Consider the following 16,129-nt stretch of genomic DNA (forward strand, 5'->3'; position numbering starts at 1 on the left):
GTTTAGAAGGGTAGCTTTTTGAGTAAATGCTGAGCCTGTTTATCCAGCAGTTTTTGGTAGCTTTCATTGACTGCTTTCAGCAGTACTTTATCTTCTTCTGAACGTTCAATATCAGCACCTGCCAGTAGGCTGATTTTCAGATCAGGTGCTTCACTGAGCGCAGTATGGCTGATCAGCTCGTTGCTGTCGGTGGAACGGGTCAGGTAGCGGGCTTCTTCCTGCAGGCGGGGAAGCTTCTTGTAATGTCCACGTACAATCGCCATATGCAGATTAAGGATAGGTTGCATACGTCGGATACGTTGCTGGTTAAACGCTTTATATAAACGATTAAACAGCTGGCTGGCACATATTGCATTAATGCCATGGGCATCTTCAGGATTTGGGCGCAGGAAAGCGAGTTGCAGATCACCATTACTCAGGCGGGTAATTTCACCCTGATATATGGCAATAACCATTTCCAGCATACGGGTGTAGTAATCCTGAGTTTGCACCAACTCTGCAGCTGATAAGTTTTCTGCATGGCCGGATGTCAAATCAAGATACAGCAGATAGCCGGCCTCATCAGAATTAACGATCATTTCCAGTTCTTGTTCGAAGGCATACAGGTCTAGCTGGACTTCACCTGTTTCCTGATCAAACAGCGGGTTCTTTAGAATGCTGGATCGGGAGCTCTCGGTTTCTTTGTGTACGGCGTCTTGCACGGTAGGGATATTCGCTTCCAGTGGTATTTCAAGTTCTTCAATAATTGGGGTCGGTGACTGTGCCTGCTGTCCAGTGTTGTGTTGAAAATCTGGTGGCTGTTCCGATGGTGCAAAGCTTGGAATGTTAGGTGTACTGGTATCAGGTTTGAGCAAGTCTACCAGTGAGTCCGGGGTTCTTTGGTGTGACGCGGGCTGATTTACCGGCGTATCAGTAATCTGATTTTGAGTGCCTGGATTTTGAACAAAAGCGCTTTCAGCCATAGCGGTGCCAGATAAATTCTCTGCTGTATGGTTTGCTGGTGTTGGCTGGGTGGTGTTTTGTTTGGCTGACTGACTGGCCAGTTGTGCTTTAAAGGCCTGTTGCTGGTCTGTGTTATCGGCAGGGGAAAGGGCTTCACTGTCCTGGATGACAGGTTGTTTTGAGGCCAGCTGCCAAACCAGCAGAATACAGATAATTGCGATAATCATCGCCAGGATCAGCGCTTGCAGGAGTAACCCTCTGAATTGCAGATACTGTTCAGTAGGATTTAGCACCAGGGTCAGGTTTGCCAGGCTTTCGCCTTGCTGGGTAATGGTAATATTGCGTGTCAAAGTGCCTAAACGATGAGCATTACCTGCACGGGCCAGTAATTTGTCGGCTGGTGTGCTGACGCTGATCGCATCAATATAATCCTGACGAACCAGTTGATTAAGCTGATAATTAAGACTGACAGGATCATTTGCGAGAATGGCAGGTTTGATCAGCGCGCCGGTCTGTTCGGCCAGTAACTGGCCTCTTTGATGAGTTTGTTGCTCAGCAATACGTTCAGCGACCAGGTTTAAATAAAAGCCGGCCAGTAGAATACCCAGAAACAGGCAGGCCGCGATTATAACGGTCAGTTGCAGTTGGGGTTTTTGCCGGGAGGTGTTCAGCATAAGTTGGGTGGCTTTGTTTGATAGAGGCTTCATATACATCTGTTTAATTAACACTTCCGCAGCAAGCCTGCCCCTGTTTATTACAGGAAATAAGGCCGCCATTATCTAACCGTGAGATCATAGCAGTTAGCCGGGGCAGATGTCTGTGCCTGATGCCGCTTTTATTCCCGGATTGATATTCCTGATTCACAGGATTGATCAGGTCTTTTTACTGTCAGAGCCGCAGGGTATAATGCGCCATCTCCAAGGGGTACTCCATGAATGTAACTGAATATATGGCCCAGCTGGGTCAGCAGGCGCGGGTCGCTTCCCGTGCTATTGCAAAAGCCGATACCGGGCTGAAAAACCGGGCATTGCTGGCGATGGCCGATGCAATTGATGCTTCCCGGGAAGCATTGGTTGCTGCTAATGCTAAAGATCTTGCGCAGGGTGAGGCAAATGGCCTGGATGCTGCGATGCTGGATCGTCTGCAACTTAAGTCCAGCCAGATCGATACTATGATCGAAGGTTTGCGTCAGGTAGCAGGTTTACCCGACCCAACCGGTGCTATTACAGATATGAATTATCTGCCCAGCGGTATTCAGGTTGGTAAAATGCGGGTGCCGCTTGGTGTTATCGGTATTATCTATGAGTCACGTCCGAATGTGACTGTAGAAGCTGCAAGCCTGTGCCTTAAATCCGGTAACGCAACTATATTGCGTGGCGGTTCAGAGGCAATTAACAGTAATGCGGCTGTTGCTGAATGTATTAAAGCAGGCCTTAAGGCGGTTGGTTTACCGGAGCATGCTGTACAGGTCGTTGAAACGACTGACCGTGCGGCGGTTGGTGAACTGATTACTATGCCGGAATATGTGGATGTAATTGTGCCACGTGGCGGCAAAGGTCTGATTGAGCGTGTTAGCCGTGATGCCAAAGTAACTGTTATTAAGCATCTTGACGGAATCTGTCATGTTTATATTGATGATGATGCGGATCATGCTAAAGCAGTTAATGTTGCGCTGAATGCAAAAACACACCGTTACGGTACCTGTAATACGATGGAAACTCTGCTGGTGCATGAGTCCCGTACAGAAGTGTTGCAGGAGCTGGCAGAACGTTACCGTGCTGTCGGGGTTGAATTGCGTGGCTGTGAAAGAACGCTTGAAATACTGCCTTTTGCGACGGCTGCAACGGAAGAAGACTGGGCGACTGAATATCTGGCACCGGTACTGGCAGTGAAGCTGGTCGCGGACATGGATGAAGCAATCGCGCATATTAACCGTTATGGCTCACACCATACGGATGCGATTATTACCGAGAATTACACTAAGTCCCGCAGCTTCCTGCGCGAAGTGGATTCCAGCTCAGTAATGGTTAACGCTTCAACCCGTTTCGCTGACGGCTTTGAATACGGTTTGGGGGCCGAAATTGGTATTTCGACCGATAAAATCCATGCCCGTGGTCCTGTAGGACTGGATGGACTGACGTCGCAGAAGTATGTCGTACTGGGTGACGGTCATATTCGTCAGTGAGTAATACGATTAATACGTCTGTTTATGCCTTTATGGGTGGGACTTTTGATCCCATCCATAATGGTCACTTGCGTACCGCACTGGAAATTCGCGACTGGTTAAACGTCGGACAGGTGGCATTGATGCCGTCTAAAGTTCCTGTGCATCGCCAGCAGCCTGGTGCCGAATCAGGACAGCGTCTGGCGATGGTCGAAGCGGCGGTTGCTGCTGAACCTGGTTTGTGTGCCGAAGCCCGGGAAATCCTGTCAGAAAAGCCTTCTTACACTGTGCTCACGCTTGAATCATTGCGGGCTGAGCTTGGTGATAAAGCGCCAATCTGCATGATTCTTGGTATGGATGCTTATTTGTCATTGCCAGGCTGGGATCGCTGGCAAGAGTTATTAAAACTGGCGCATATCGTTGTCGTGACACGTCCGGGCTGGGTATATCAGCCCGATAAAGCAATGCAGGCTTTTACCCGGGCACATGAAGTGACGGATAAACAGCGCTTATTAACTGCGCCGGCGGGGCAGGTGATTTTTCACGAACTGACGCCGCTGGCCATATCTGCCACACAAATACGTACATTGGTGAGCCAGGGGAATTCGCCCCGTTATCTGCTCCCTGACAGCGTTTGGCAGTATATCCAACAACAGCAGCTGTATGGCTGTAAATTAATTTAAGGTAAAGATTAACCAATGGAATTAGATCAGATGATCAATGTTATACAAGATGCCCTGGATGATATGAAAGCTAAGGATATCGTCGAACTGGACGTCAGTGAGAAGTCAACGGTTACCGACCGTATGATCATTGCAAGTGGTACTTCTAAACGTCATGTTATGTCGATCGGTCAGCATGTACAAGAAAAGATGAAGGCCAGTGGTGTTCAGCCTATGGGGATCGAAGGCCTGGATACCGGTGAGTGGGTTCTGGTCGATTTAGGTGATGCAATCGTGCATGTCATGATGCCGGATGCGAGAAGTTTTTACGATCTTGAGAAACTCTGGGGCTTTGACGAAGTCGATACTAAGAACTGATTTGATTTTAGTAAGCATAATCCGGATGGAGCACAGACCGCTGTTATGAAAATTCGTCTGATTGCGGTCGGCACTAAGATGCCGAAATGGGTGACTGAAGGTTGCCAGGAATATCTGAAGCGATTACCGGCTGAATTCTCGATGGAGATCGTTGAGATTCAGTTGGGGCACAGGGGTAAAGGTGCAGATATTGCCCGCGCCAAGCGTCAGGAAGGTGAAGCTATGCTGGCAGCGATTGGTAAGGGGGACCGGGTGGTTGCTCTGGAGGTCGGTGGCAAAAACTGGAGTACCGAGCAGTTGGCTGAACAGGCTGAGAACTGGCAGATGTCTGGTCAGAATGTCAGCTTGCTGGTGGGTGGTCCTGACGGGCTAGCGCCTGAGTGCGTCGCGCTGGCCGATCAGAAATGGTCTCTGTCAGGGTTGACGTTACCGCATCCGTTAGTGCGGATCTTATTGGCAGAACAGATTTACCGGGCCTGGAGCATTATCCAGGGGCATCCTTATCATAAATAGTGAGCAAACCGGCCCGCCACTGGATGGCAGCCAGTTTGACGCTAAATACATTACTGTAAACACATGGCCGTACTTGAAAGCCTGAAGGATCACACAAAAGAAGGTAATACCTTTCTGTCCCGGGCGCTGATCGCCTTTGTGATCGTCTGCATCCTGCTTGGGGTGCTGATCGGCCGTCTTTATTACCTGCAGGTGGTTGAATATGATCACCAGGCAGCCCTTTCTGATGATAACCGCATACAGTTGCAGCCGGTGGGGCCTACCCGCGGGCTGATCTATGACCGTAATGGTATTTTATTGGCGGATAACCGTCCGAGCTATAGCGTTACCATCATGAAGGAAGAGGTAGAGGATCTTGAAGAGGTTCTCACCGAACTGCAAAAACTGATTCCCGTTACTGAACGGCAGTTAAAAACCTTTCGTAAACGTTTTAAAAACCGTCGCCGGCCATATGAAACAGTGCCGTTACGCTTCCGTCTGACACCTGAGGAAATTGCTAAAATAGGTGTTAATTATTACCGGTTACCCGGTGTGCAGGTAGAAGCGGATCTGATTCGTCATTATCCATACGGGGCCAGTCTGGTTCATGCTTTGGGTTACGTCGGCCGGATCAATGAGAAAGAACTGAAGCGGGTTGATCCGACCAACTACAGTGCTACCCATTACATCGGTAAGCTGGGTATCGAGAAGTTTTATGAGCCTCTGCTACACGGCACCGTTGGCCATCATAAAGTAGAAACCAACGCTCGTGGTCGGGTCATGCGGGTGCTGGAGCGAACGGATCCTGTTCCAGGTAAAGATATTATTCTGAGTCTGGATATCCGTTTACAGCAGGCCACTGAAAAACTACTCGGTGAACGGCGTGCGTCAGTGGTGGCGATTGATCCGAAAACCGGTGGAATTCTGGCGTTGGTTAGCACCCCCGGGTATGACCCGAATATGTTTGTGACCGGTATCAGTCAGAAGAATTACACCGCATTACGTGAGTCTGAAGATTTGCCTTTGTTTAACCGGGCGTTGCGGGGCCAGTATCCTCCTGGTTCAACCATTAAGCCTGTTGTTGCAATGAGCGTTATTGATAGCGGCGTAGTTGCCCCTTCCCATACTGTTTATGACCCGGGTTTTATGACCTTAAGTAAAGGCGGTCGGCGTTACCGTGACTGGAAACGGGGTGGCCATGGCCGGGTAGGCCTGGATATGGCCCTGTATCAGTCCTGTGATGTCTGGTTTTACGATGTTGCCAACCGGGCTGGTGTGGATGTGATTTCCGGTTATCTGGATAAATTCGGTTTTGGTCAGGTAACCAGTCTGGATTTACCGGAAGCCCTGCCGGGCATATTGCCGTCCCGTGCCTGGAAAAAACGTACAGGCCGTGGTTCCTGGTATCCGGGAGATTCACTTAACCTGAGTATCGGACAGGGCTGGATGCTGGCTACACCACTACAGCTGGCTACTTCCGCTATGGTGCTGGCTAACAGAGGTGAGTGGAAGCAGCCAACCATGCTGAAAAGCATCCTGACGAAAGATAAAAATATGCAGATAAAACAAGATGCTGACGGGCGTCTGGTATCTGTTAGCAGTCAGCCGGTTCAGCCTGGACAACCATTGACTGAAAGTATTATCAGTATCCCGAGTAAAGGCAAAAAGATGCCTGATGTGAAGCTTAATACACCTGCTTACTGGGATAATATTATTGATGGCATGATTGCCGTAGTGCACGGTGAACGGGGTACTGCCCGTAAAATAGGTAAAGGTATCGATTTTCAGATTGCCGGTAAAACAGGTACCGCTCAGGTTGTGGGAATAAAGCAGGATGAAACCTATGATGCGGAAAAACTGGATGAGCGTCATCGTGACCATGCCCTGTTTGTTGCGTTTGCACCGGTTGATGATCCGAGAATTGCAGTGGCAGTGATTGTTGAAAACGGTGGTGGTGGTTCCAGTACCGCTGCGCCGGTCGCCCGGGAAGTCATTGATGCTTTCCTTGAGTTGGAACAGACAGATCTTATTGCTGCTCAGGCCGCTGAAGCTTCAATTGTTGCGGAGGCTCAGTAATGCGGGATTTTGAACGTACTATGCAGGAAGCGCAGCCACATCTCGCGCGTCGCAGAGGGCTGTGGTCGTATACGCATCTTGATGCCTGGTTATTAATTCTGTTATTGCTGCTTGCGAGCTATGGACTGCTGATTTTGTACAGTGCTTCCGGCGGTGATATGGGATATGTCACCCGGCAGGGGGTTCGTCTCGGAGCGGGTTTTGCGGTGATGGTGCTGTTGGCACAATTCCGGCCGCGTTTTTTTGCACACTGGGCGCCGATTCTTTATGTGCTGGGGATTGCACTTTTGGTCGCGGTGTTACTTTTCGGTGTAGGTGCAAAAGGCGCCCAGCGCTGGATTGCATTGCCGGGCTTTCGTTTTCAGCCATCAGAGATTATGAAGCTGGTATTGCCGCTGATGGTGGCCGGATATCTTGCTAAGCGTGCTTTGCCTCCCAGTTTTAAGCACATATTCATCTCGCTGGGCCTAGTGTTCGTGCCGGTAGTTATGATTATGAAACAACCGGATTTAGGCACATCACTATTGATTGCTGCATCCGGAATCTTCGTGCTGCTATTATCGGGTATTTACTGGCGTTATATTTTCGGGGCGCTGGCTGTTGCCGCGGCCGGATTGCCCGGGTTGTGGATGGTGATGAAGGACTACCAAAAACAGCGCGTACTGACGTTTCTTGATCCGGAAAGCGACCCTTTGGGATCAGGCTGGAATATTATTCAGTCCAAGGCTGCAATTGGCTCGGGTGGTATTTCCGGTAAAGGCTGGTTTCAGGGAACTCAGTCTCAATTAGATTTTTTGCCGGAAAGTCATACCGATTTTATTATTGCGGTACTGGCTGAAGAGCAGGGGATGATCGGTGTGCTGATACTGTTGTCACTGTACTTAATGATTATTGCCCGCGGGTTGATTATTGCGGTACAGGCGCAGGACAGTTTTGGACGTTTGGTTGCCGGCAGTGTAACCCTGACATTTTTTGTATATGTGTTTGTAAATATTGGGATGGTTAGCGGTTTACTCCCGGTTGTGGGGGTACCGTTACCGCTGGTGAGTTATGGCGGAACATCCGTCGTAACGCTGATGGCTGGCTTTGGTTTACTGATGTCAGTACAGACTCACCGGCAAATGATTAAACGCTAATAATTATACTGGCCAGGAAGCGACATTATCCTGGCCAAGCAACAGACTATTTAAGGGTATTAGGGTGAAACGGAATATATTACATGCCTGCGCTACGTTAGGTGTTAGTTTGTTACTGGTTGCGCCGGGTGTATCGGCTGCGAAAACTCAAGATAATTATACTCAGCGGCCTGAAGCTCAGGCGCTGATTGCTGAGCTGGTTGAGCAGGGATTCTCTGCCGCGGAACTGGAAGGTGTCCTCGATCAGGCTAAACAGCAAAAGAGCATCCTCAAAGCGATGTCCAGACCTGCGGAAAAACGCCTTACCTGGGGTGAGTACCGTAAGCTATTTCTGACCAAGAAACGTATTAGTCAGGGGCTTAAATTCTGGAAAGAAAATCAGCAGGTACTGAATAAAGCTGAGCAGGAATTTGGTGTGCCGGCTGAAATCATCGTTGCAATTATTGGCATTGAAACCAGCTATGGCCGGATCACCGGAAACTATCGGGTAGTTGATGCGTTGGCAACGCTGGGCTTTGATTATCCCCGCCGTGCAAAGTTTTTCCGTGAACAATTGAAAGAATATTTCTTGCTAACCAGAGCCGAAGGAGTTGATCCTTTAACGCTGAAGGGCTCTTATGCCGGTGCAATGGGATTAGGTCAGTTTATCCCAAGTAGCTTTAATAGCTACGCTATCGATTTTGATGGCGACAATAAAAAAGACATTTGGAATAATCCCCACGATGCGATTGGCAGTGTTGCTAATTATTTCGCTAAACATGGCTGGAAAACCGGCGAGACTGTCCGGGTTAAAGCTATTGCACCTGCAACAGCTGAACAAAACTGGTTTAATGATGGTCTTGAGCTGAAGCTGAGTATGGCAGAATGGCGTGCCAGAGATTTCAGCAGTGCAGCGGAACTTGATGACGCTGAGACGGTCAGTTTAATGCGGCTCGAAAAGGATGGTGAATTCCAGGACTGGTTCGGCCTGCATAATTTTTATGTGATTACCCGCTATAACCATAGCCGTCTGTATGCATCTGCGGTGTATGAGTTAAGTGCAGCGCTTAACGCTAAGCGTTAAGTTTACTTGCAATGAAAGAAGGCAAATACATGTTCAGAGCATTATTCGGTAGCGTGCTACTTGTGCTGTTAGCAGGCTGTTCTTTCCTGCCCGGCGGTGGTGGAGGCAGTGATGGCGGTGGTCGTTATTCGATTAAACAGGACCGTCCACCGGATGAAACTGATGTCGATGTATCTAAAATTCCTAATGCTGTTCCCCGTGTAGAAGCCAAGAGTCGTGGCGGTAATAAAAGCCGCTACGAAGTATTTGGTAAAACGTATTACGTATTACCTTCGTCCGCGGGCTATAAAGAAAGGGGTGAGGCTTCCTGGTACGGTAAAAAATTCCATGGTCATAAAACCTCTAATGGTGAAATTTATGACATGTTTGCAATGACGGCTGCGCATAAGTCATTACCGTTACCAACCTATGTTCAGGTTACTAACTTAAAGAATAACCGTAAGATTATTGTTCGGGTTAATGACCGTGGTCCGTTCCATCAGGGCCGTATTATTGATCTTTCCTTTGTGGCAGCGAAAAAACTCGATATGCTGGGTGGCGGTGTTACCCAGGTCGAAGTTGAAGCTATTGACCCGAGGACCTGGCAGAGTGCCCGTGGAGTAGTTGCTGCAGGTACGCAGGCGACTTCACAGCAGAGCGGCAAGAAACGCTATTTGCAGGTTGGCGCCTTCAGTTTACTGAGCAGTGCTGAGCAGGCAAGCAGAGAGCTGAATGACCTGTTTGGTAACCTGCCGGTTCGTATTGTGCCATTAGCGAAAAGTGACCGGACCTTATACAGAGTTCAGTTAGGACCGGTTGATTTCGGTGCTAATCTGGCAGAGATTGTTTCCAAGGTAGAAGCTGCTGGTTTTGCACAGCCGCATCTGGTGGATTGAGTAGTAACAGAGCTGCATTTTGGCAGTGAATAAACGACAACGATAAAGATAATTATGATTTCCAGACTATTTAAACCGTTTTTACTGCTGTTTATTGCCATCGTGGCTTTGCCGCTACAGGCCGCAACTCTGGTGCCGGCACCGCCGCAGATTGCTGCCCGTGCGTATATCGTGATGGATGCGGATACCGGTCGGGTGATTTTGTCATCCCGGGAAAATGAGCGTTTTCCGCCGGCTAGCCTGACCAAGATGATGACCAGCTATATCGTCGAAGACGAGCTGAATAAGGGCAATATCAGTAAAACTGATCTGGTACCTGTTTCAGTTAAAGCCTGGCGTTCACAAGGTTCACGGATGTTCATTCAGGAAGGTACACAGGTACTGCTGAGTGACCTTTTGAAAGGCATTATTATTCAGTCTGGTAATGATGCAAGTGTTGCTGTTGCTGAATATATTGCCGGTAGTGAAGCTGCATTTGCTGATCTGATGAATCAGCATGCTAATTTACTGGGAATGGATAACAGCCAGTTTATGAATGCAACAGGTCTGCCAGCGGATGATCATTATTCTTCTGCCTACGATATGGCGACACTGGCGCGGGCAATTATCAAAGATTTCCCAGAGCATTATGGTATTTATTCTGAGAAGTACTTTACCTATAACAAGATTCGTCAGCCAAACCGTAATAAATTGTTGTGGCGTGATAACAGCGTTGATGGTTTAAAGACAGGTCACACTGAAGCGGCCGGTTATTGTCTGGTTGCTTCCGCCAAGCGTGAAGGCATGCGCCTGATTTCTGTTGTGATGGGAACTAAGAGTGAAGAAGCCCGGGCACAGGAAAGTCAGAAGCTGCTGGCATATGCATTCCGTTATTTCCGTACCCATCAGCTGTATAAAGAAGGTGAGCGGTTACAAACTACCCAGGTATGGGGCGGCAAAGTCGATCAGGTTGATTTAGGGCCTGCGGCTGATCTGGCAGTTACAGTTGCCCGTGGTAAGAGTGATCAGTTACAGGCGACACTGGATCTGGATAATGTTATTGAAGCACCGATCAGCAAAGGTGACGTATTCGGTAAGGTTCAGGTCAAACTTGGTGATGAGCTGATTGCAGAAGTGCCAGTAGTTGCTTTGCAGGATGTGGCTGAAGCCGGATTGTTGAAACGTATTTGGGATAAAGTTGCGCTGTTCTTCTACAGCCTGATCAATTAATCCCTGACAAATGTCATCCTGATGTTAAACGCCCGTGCTGATTTCAGTGCGGGCGTTTATGTTTGGGGCTAAGGGCATTAAAATACCTGCCATGGATATAGTACATCTGAACGGGCAGTTGCTTGCTGCTGATAAGGCAAAGATTTCGGTATTTGATCGCGGATTTTTGTTTGGTGACAGTATTTACGAGGTCATTCCTTTCTATCAGGGCAAAGGTTTCAGGCTGATTGAACATATTCAGCGGCTGGAACATAGTTTGCGGGCAATTCAGATTCGCACTGATATTGACTGGCAGCTGTTATTAGACAACCTTGTCACCGCGAATGGTGGCGGTAACCTGTCGGTATACCTGCAGGTTAGCCGGGGTGCCTCTGAAGAGCGTAGTCATCAGTATGATGCTGACCTGACTCCGACAGTGTTTGCCTGTTGTAAACCTATCAAAGATATTTACGCTGACGGCGCTGATTCTGTAGAGGGAATAGCGGCGATAGTAACCGCTGATTTGCGCTGGCGTCGTTGCGATATTAAAGCCACTGGTTTATTGCCGAACATTCTTGTTCTGCAGCAGGCCCGGCAGGCCGGCGCCGCAGAAGCTATTCTTATACGGGATGGCATCCTCACCGAAGGGGCATCCAGTAATCTCTTCATGGTGGAAAACGGTGTGATTTATACGCCTAAGTCCAGTTCAGAAATTCTGGGTGGTGTAACCCGCGAACTGCTATTACAACTTGCTGATGAACAGGGAATTCCCTGCCTGCAGGTTGATATTGAATATTCCCGTTTACTGACTGCCGATGAGGTTTGGATCAGCAGTTCTACCCGTGCCATTGTGCCGGTGCTGAGTATCGACGGACAAAAAATAGCAGATGGTAATAAAGGCCGGCTCTGGCAACAGATGTTTGAGCGTTTTATTCAGCTACAGCATCGGATGATGCATGGCTGAAAGTAACAGATTTAAAACTAGAGAAATGAATATGACTGAACAAGAAGCGCCTAAGATTGAATTTCCATGTGCAGATTATCCAATCAAAGTGCTGGGGCGCAGTGCGCCAGATTACAAGGAGTTTGTCCTCGATGTTGTGCGTCGATATGACCCCACTCTGGATGTCTCAACCGTTGTAGAACAGCCGAGCAAGAACGGCAACTTTACCGCTATTCGTATTAAAATGATTGCTGAGAGTGCTGAAGCACTGGAAGCGATGCATAAAGAGTTTATGGCCAGTGGCCGTGTTCAGATGGTGATGTAAAGCATGGCTGATGTAACAGTCGAAAGTGCTGAGCAAACAGAAGCGTCGCCACAGGCTCTGATGATTCGGGAGCTTGGCCAGCAGGCGTATATGACAACCTGGCAGGCCATGCAGGATTTTACTGCCGGTCGCACGCCGGCAACTGTTGATGAAATCTGGTTACTTGAACATAGCCCTGTCTATACCCAGGGTCATGCAGGTAAAGCAGAGCATGTGCTTAACCCAGGTGATATTCCGGTGATTCCGGTAGACCGGGGTGGTCAGGTGACTTATCACGGGCCCGGGCAGCTTGTTGTGTATATGTTGCTGAACATTCGCCGCAAGAAATTCGGTGTGCGGGAACTGGTTGCCCGCATGGAGCAGAGTGTTATCGAGTTACTGGCTGAACGCGGTCTTGAAGCATATGCCCGTAAAGATGCCCCGGGTGTATATGTTGGTGACGCAAAGATTGCTGCGCTGGGACTGAGGGTTCGCCGTGGTTGTTCATTTCATGGTTTGGCACTCAACATCGATATGGATTTATCACCGTTCAACCAGATTAACCCCTGTGGTTATGCAGGCATGGCCGTTACCAGCCTTGCTCAACTGCAAACGGTTGAAAGTCCGGCGGCAATACACCGTCAATTTCTTGATATTTTGCTGGCTAAGCTGGATTACCAACAGCTCAGCTACGCAACGACAATTAACTGAAGTGGATTATTTAGCATGACTGAACAGAGCAGCAAGGCGCAGCGCGCGGAAGCCGGAGTTAAGTTACGGGGTGCTGAGAAAGTTGCCCGCATACCAGTTAAAATCGTTCCAACTGAGCGGGAAAAAATGCTACGTAAGCCAGAATGGCTACGCATTAAATTAGGTTCGACGCCCAAAGTTCAGGGCATTAAAGATAAACTGCGTAAGCACAAGTTAGCGTCGGTTTGTGAGGAAGCCAGCTGTCCGAATCTGGGAGAGTGTTTCAGCCACGGTACCGCAACCTTCATGATTATGGGTGATATCTGTACCCGTCGTTGTCCATTCTGTGATGTTGCGCATGGCCGCCCTAAAGCATTGCCAGAAAATGAACCACAGGAGCTGGCTGAAGCGATTGCCGATATGGGACTGCGTTATGTGGTTATTACTTCGGTTGACCGTGATGACCTGCGTGACGGCGGTGCTGAGCACTTTGTTAAGTGTATTCAGGAAACCCGGAAAAGCAGCCCTAATATTCAGGTAGAGACTCTGGTGCCGGATTTTCGCGGCCGTATGGATGTTGCCCTGGAGATTTTACAGCAGTGTCCGCCGGATGTTTTCAACCATAACCTGGAAACTGTACCCCGTTTGTACCGCCAGGTTCGTCCCGGTGCTGATTATGCATGGTCATTACAGTTGCTACAGCGTTTTAAGAAGGCACGTCCTGAAGTACGTACTAAGTCAGGTTTGATGGTTGGCCTGGGTGAAACTAAGGAAGAGATTCTGGAAGTACTGAAAGATCTGCGGGCTCATGATGTGGATATGCTGACAATTGGTCAATACCTGCAGCCAAGCAGGAATCATTTACCGGTTGACCGCTATGTGACACCGGAAGAATTCGATGACTACGCAGCAGAGGCCAGAGCGCTGGGCTTTAGCCACGTTGCAAGTGGACCCTTAGTGCGCTCGTCTTATCATGCGGATTTGCAGGCCAAAGGTGAAAATGTTTCCTGACATTAGTTAGCGCCTTCCTGAAGTTGCTAAATGCCGGTTTATTAACCGGCATTTTTGTTTGTCAGAGATCTGATGATCGTTGCAGTCAAATGATCTTTTAATCGGTAACGATAGCGCAGGTTTAGTACAGAAAATAACAGTTATACACAGAATCGTTAGACAACCTTGTGTATAACCTTGTGGTAACTCTTCAAAGGGCTATGGCTGTAGCCTTTCGCTGAAATGTCTAATTTTCAGCCATATTTTGTATCCTGGATTTATTTCTATTCTGCATGTTATTCAAACGGTTATCTGTTAATTAATACACACTTTAAAGCGTCCTGAAACTGTGTGAAAAATAATCAGTAATCTGTGTATTGTTTTTTGTGACCGCTGGTCATAAAATGACGGCCGGTTTTAAGCTGTGTTTTTAAGAGACATATTTATACGTATGAATGAACGTAAAGCGAGAGAGTTTGTTCGCCGTGAGCGTGAAATACTCGACTGTACGCTGGAGTTATTAGCCGGCGAACACTGGGAAGCACTCAGTGTAGATAAAATTGCCCGTCATACAGGAATAGGTAAAGGTACTGTTTATAAGCATTTCAGCTGTAAAGATGACATTTATGCCTGCCTGTTACATGCCGATTGCGAGCAGATGCATAACGCATTTATTGGTTTTGCAGAAGACAGCTCATTGAGTGGTCTCGAACAGATGCGGGAAATGCTGCTCTACGCGTTTGAGTTTCACCGGGACAATGTGGCACACCAGCATATGCATGTGCATTGTAAGCAGAAATCGTTTCGTGAGCGTATCAGTCCTGAATATTTACAAAAGCTGGATCTGATCGACAGTCAGTTAACGGATGCATTTGGTCTGGCTGTATGTAATGGCATTAAAGAAGGTGACGTCAATCCTGGTATGTCTCAGGAAATGTTGGTGTCAGGTATGAGCGCTACCTTTGAAGGCGCAATGCTTACCTTGCAGGAAGGTGGAAGCTGCAAGCATCAGTTGCTGGAAACTTACGCACAGAAAACCGAATACATAAATCAGGTGGTGGAGTATATGCTCGCCGCAATTACCGGCCGCCCAACGCGGCAAGTGGAACAGGGATAACCATGAATAAATCAGTATTACTGGCATTAGCTGTCGTCATCGGATTTGGAATCTGGATGGCTTCGGGTATGCAGACTGAAGAGCCGGCAGAGCCGGTGGTTCAGAGTGCTGCAGAAGAAAAGCCGCTGATGAAGGTAAAGGTGCAGGATTCGGATGCTGAGACTGTCCTGCAGCTGGTGCGTGTTCAGGGACAGGTTGAAGCAAACCGTACCCTTGAGGTGAAGGTTGAGATAGATGGCCGGGTTGCAAAGCTGCCAGCCGATGAAGGTCAGAGACTGGCCGCAGGTGATGGCCTGGTCGAAATTTCAGCGGATTACCGTTCAGCACAATTGGCTGAAGCTAAGGCACTACTAAAACAACGCCGCAGTGATTTGGCAGCGAGTATCAAGCTGAAAAAACGTGGTTTGCAGTCTCAGAACCGGGTAATTGCTGATGAAGCGGCTGTCCAGGCGGCACAGGCTCAGCTTGCACGGATTCAGCATGAAATAAAAGAAACCCGTGTTACAGCCCCGTTTGCGGGTGTACTGAATAAGCGAGTAGTTGAGCTGGGGGATTATCTTCAGGCGGGTGATGTTATCGGCGAGCTGGTTGATGATGGCACAGTGAAAATTACCGGTCAGGTACCGCAGCACAGTGTTGGCCGTCTTCAGGAAAATCAGAATGTCGATGTCGTTCTGAATAATGGCGAACAGATGACCGGTAAGCTGAGCTACATTTCACCGGTTGCTGATGGCGTAACCCGTAGTTACCGGGTGGAGGTTCAGATTCCAAATCCTGATCATTTACGCATTATTGGCCTTTCTGCAACGCTGTTATTGCCAGCTGGTGAACAGATGGGGCATCTGTTACCGGGCTCGGTACTGGGTCTGGATGAAGCAGGCAATTTACGGGTTAAACTGGTGGATAACGATAACCGTGTAAGCAATGCGCCGGTTGAAATTATCCGTACTGACCAGAATGGCTTCTGGCTGAGCGGCCTGGATGCGAAAGTCCGGGTAATCATGGTAGGTCAGGATTTTGTTGCCAACGGTGAAGAGATTGATCCGGTCAGTGATGTTGATCTGGCGGCGGAGCAGCAGTTATCAGTTAAAGCTGAGCAGGAGGGCTAA

At 48.6% G+C, this 16,129-nt stretch carries 16 protein-coding genes; 15 read left to right on the forward strand and 1 reads right to left on the reverse strand.

Annotated features, from left to right (window positions below; translation table 11 throughout):
* Window positions 1-2: 2 nt before the first annotated feature.
* On the reverse strand, window positions 3-1,649 hold the full coding sequence (locus tag OCU49_RS04875; RefSeq protein WP_261843860.1) for a hypothetical protein: 1,647 nt from the start codon (window positions 1,647-1,649) through the stop codon (window positions 3-5).
* A 224-nt stretch (window positions 1,650-1,873) separates the two neighbouring features.
* Here OCU49_RS04875 and OCU49_RS04880 point away from each other — a divergent pair, with 224 nt between their 5' ends.
* The 15 genes from OCU49_RS04880 (at window position 1,874) to OCU49_RS04950 (ending at window position 16,129) form a co-directional block, all read left to right on the forward strand.
* Window positions 1,874-3,127 (forward strand): glutamate-5-semialdehyde dehydrogenase, encoded by a 1,254-nt coding sequence (locus tag OCU49_RS04880; protein WP_261843861.1) that lies wholly within the window; start codon window positions 1,874-1,876, stop codon window positions 3,125-3,127.
* Window positions 3,124-3,789, forward strand: coding sequence for a nicotinate-nucleotide adenylyltransferase (nadD, locus tag OCU49_RS04885; RefSeq protein WP_261843862.1), 666 nt, complete (start codon window positions 3,124-3,126; stop codon window positions 3,787-3,789). Before OCU49_RS04880 ends, nadD begins: the two co-directional genes overlap by 4 nt.
* Window positions 3,790-3,804: 15 nt before the next feature.
* On the forward strand, window positions 3,805-4,146 hold the full coding sequence (gene rsfS, locus OCU49_RS04890; protein ID WP_261843863.1) for a ribosome silencing factor: 342 nt from the start codon (window positions 3,805-3,807) through the stop codon (window positions 4,144-4,146).
* 45 nt (window positions 4,147-4,191) lie between these two features.
* On the forward strand, window positions 4,192-4,659 hold the full coding sequence (rlmH, locus tag OCU49_RS04895; protein ID WP_261843864.1) for a 23S rRNA (pseudouridine(1915)-N(3))-methyltransferase RlmH: 468 nt from the start codon (window positions 4,192-4,194) through the stop codon (window positions 4,657-4,659).
* A gap of 63 nt (window positions 4,660-4,722) precedes the next feature.
* Window positions 4,723-6,714: a penicillin-binding protein 2 gene (gene mrdA, locus OCU49_RS04900; protein WP_261843865.1), complete on the forward strand. Its 1,992-nt coding sequence runs from the start codon at window positions 4,723-4,725 to the stop codon at window positions 6,712-6,714.
* Window positions 6,714-7,850 carry a rod shape-determining protein RodA gene (rodA, locus tag OCU49_RS04905; protein ID WP_261843866.1) on the forward strand — a complete coding sequence of 379 codons (1,137 nt, stop codon included), beginning with the start codon at window positions 6,714-6,716 and terminating at the stop codon, window positions 7,848-7,850. Before mrdA ends, rodA begins: the two co-directional genes overlap by 1 nt.
* A gap of 64 nt (window positions 7,851-7,914) precedes the next feature.
* Window positions 7,915-8,913 (forward strand): lytic murein transglycosylase B, encoded by a 999-nt coding sequence (gene mltB / locus OCU49_RS04910; RefSeq protein WP_261843867.1) that lies wholly within the window; start codon window positions 7,915-7,917, stop codon window positions 8,911-8,913.
* A 29-nt stretch (window positions 8,914-8,942) separates the two neighbouring features.
* A complete protein-coding gene (locus tag OCU49_RS04915) occupies window positions 8,943-9,788 on the forward strand; it encodes a septal ring lytic transglycosylase RlpA family protein (RefSeq protein WP_261843868.1) in 846 nt (281 codons plus the stop codon).
* A gap of 54 nt (window positions 9,789-9,842) precedes the next feature.
* A complete protein-coding gene (locus OCU49_RS04920; RefSeq protein WP_261843869.1) occupies window positions 9,843-10,997 on the forward strand; it encodes a D-alanyl-D-alanine carboxypeptidase family protein in 1,155 nt (384 codons plus the stop codon).
* Between the two features lie 58 nt (window positions 10,998-11,055).
* Window positions 11,056-11,940 (forward strand): aminotransferase class IV, encoded by an 885-nt coding sequence (locus OCU49_RS04925; RefSeq protein ID WP_261843870.1) that lies wholly within the window; start codon window positions 11,056-11,058, stop codon window positions 11,938-11,940.
* Between the two features lie 31 nt (window positions 11,941-11,971).
* A complete protein-coding gene (locus OCU49_RS04930; protein WP_261843871.1) occupies window positions 11,972-12,244 on the forward strand; it encodes a YbeD family protein in 273 nt (90 codons plus the stop codon).
* A gap of 3 nt (window positions 12,245-12,247) precedes the next feature.
* Window positions 12,248-12,934 carry a lipoyl(octanoyl) transferase LipB gene (lipB, locus tag OCU49_RS04935; RefSeq protein ID WP_261843872.1) on the forward strand — a complete coding sequence of 229 codons (687 nt, stop codon included), beginning with the start codon at window positions 12,248-12,250 and terminating at the stop codon, window positions 12,932-12,934.
* Window positions 12,935-12,949: 15 nt separating this feature from the next.
* Window positions 12,950-13,924, forward strand: a complete 975-nt coding sequence (lipA, locus tag OCU49_RS04940; RefSeq protein ID WP_261843873.1) for a lipoyl synthase — start codon at window positions 12,950-12,952, stop codon at window positions 13,922-13,924.
* 430 nt (window positions 13,925-14,354) lie between these two features.
* Window positions 14,355-15,020, forward strand: coding sequence for a TetR/AcrR family transcriptional regulator (locus OCU49_RS04945; protein ID WP_261843874.1), 666 nt, complete (start codon window positions 14,355-14,357; stop codon window positions 15,018-15,020).
* Between the two features lie 2 nt (window positions 15,021-15,022).
* The gene (locus OCU49_RS04950) at window positions 15,023-16,129 is read left to right on the forward strand and encodes an efflux RND transporter periplasmic adaptor subunit (RefSeq protein WP_261843875.1); all 1,107 of its coding nucleotides are present in this window, start codon (window positions 15,023-15,025) and stop codon (window positions 16,127-16,129) included.

This window comes from Aliamphritea ceti, assembly GCF_024347215.1.
Taxonomy (GTDB): Bacteria; Pseudomonadota; Gammaproteobacteria; order Pseudomonadales; family Balneatricaceae; genus Amphritea; species Amphritea ceti.

Coding starts and splice junctions, on each gene's coding strand:
- OCU49_RS04875 (WP_261843860.1), bottom strand. CDS start 1,649: ATGAAGCCTCTATCAAACAAAGCCACCCAACTTATGCTGAACACCTCC.
- OCU49_RS04880 (WP_261843861.1), top strand. CDS start 1,874: ATGAATGTAACTGAATATATGGCCCAGCTGGGTCAGCAGGCGCGGGTC.
- rsfS (WP_261843863.1), top strand. CDS start 3,805: ATGGAATTAGATCAGATGATCAATGTTATACAAGATGCCCTGGATGAT.
- rlmH (WP_261843864.1), top strand. CDS start 4,192: ATGAAAATTCGTCTGATTGCGGTCGGCACTAAGATGCCGAAATGGGTG.
- mrdA (WP_261843865.1), top strand. CDS start 4,723: ATGGCCGTACTTGAAAGCCTGAAGGATCACACAAAAGAAGGTAATACC.
- rodA (WP_261843866.1), top strand. CDS start 6,714: ATGCGGGATTTTGAACGTACTATGCAGGAAGCGCAGCCACATCTCGCG.
- OCU49_RS04915 (WP_261843868.1), top strand. CDS start 8,943: ATGTTCAGAGCATTATTCGGTAGCGTGCTACTTGTGCTGTTAGCAGGC.
- OCU49_RS04920 (WP_261843869.1), top strand. CDS start 9,843: ATGATTTCCAGACTATTTAAACCGTTTTTACTGCTGTTTATTGCCATC.
- OCU49_RS04925 (WP_261843870.1), top strand. CDS start 11,056: ATGTTTGGGGCTAAGGGCATTAAAATACCTGCCATGGATATAGTACAT.
- OCU49_RS04930 (WP_261843871.1), top strand. CDS start 11,972: ATGACTGAACAAGAAGCGCCTAAGATTGAATTTCCATGTGCAGATTAT.
- lipB (WP_261843872.1), top strand. CDS start 12,248: ATGGCTGATGTAACAGTCGAAAGTGCTGAGCAAACAGAAGCGTCGCCA.
- lipA (WP_261843873.1), top strand. CDS start 12,950: ATGACTGAACAGAGCAGCAAGGCGCAGCGCGCGGAAGCCGGAGTTAAG.
- OCU49_RS04945 (WP_261843874.1), top strand. CDS start 14,355: ATGAATGAACGTAAAGCGAGAGAGTTTGTTCGCCGTGAGCGTGAAATA.
- OCU49_RS04950 (WP_261843875.1), top strand. CDS start 15,023: ATGAATAAATCAGTATTACTGGCATTAGCTGTCGTCATCGGATTTGGA.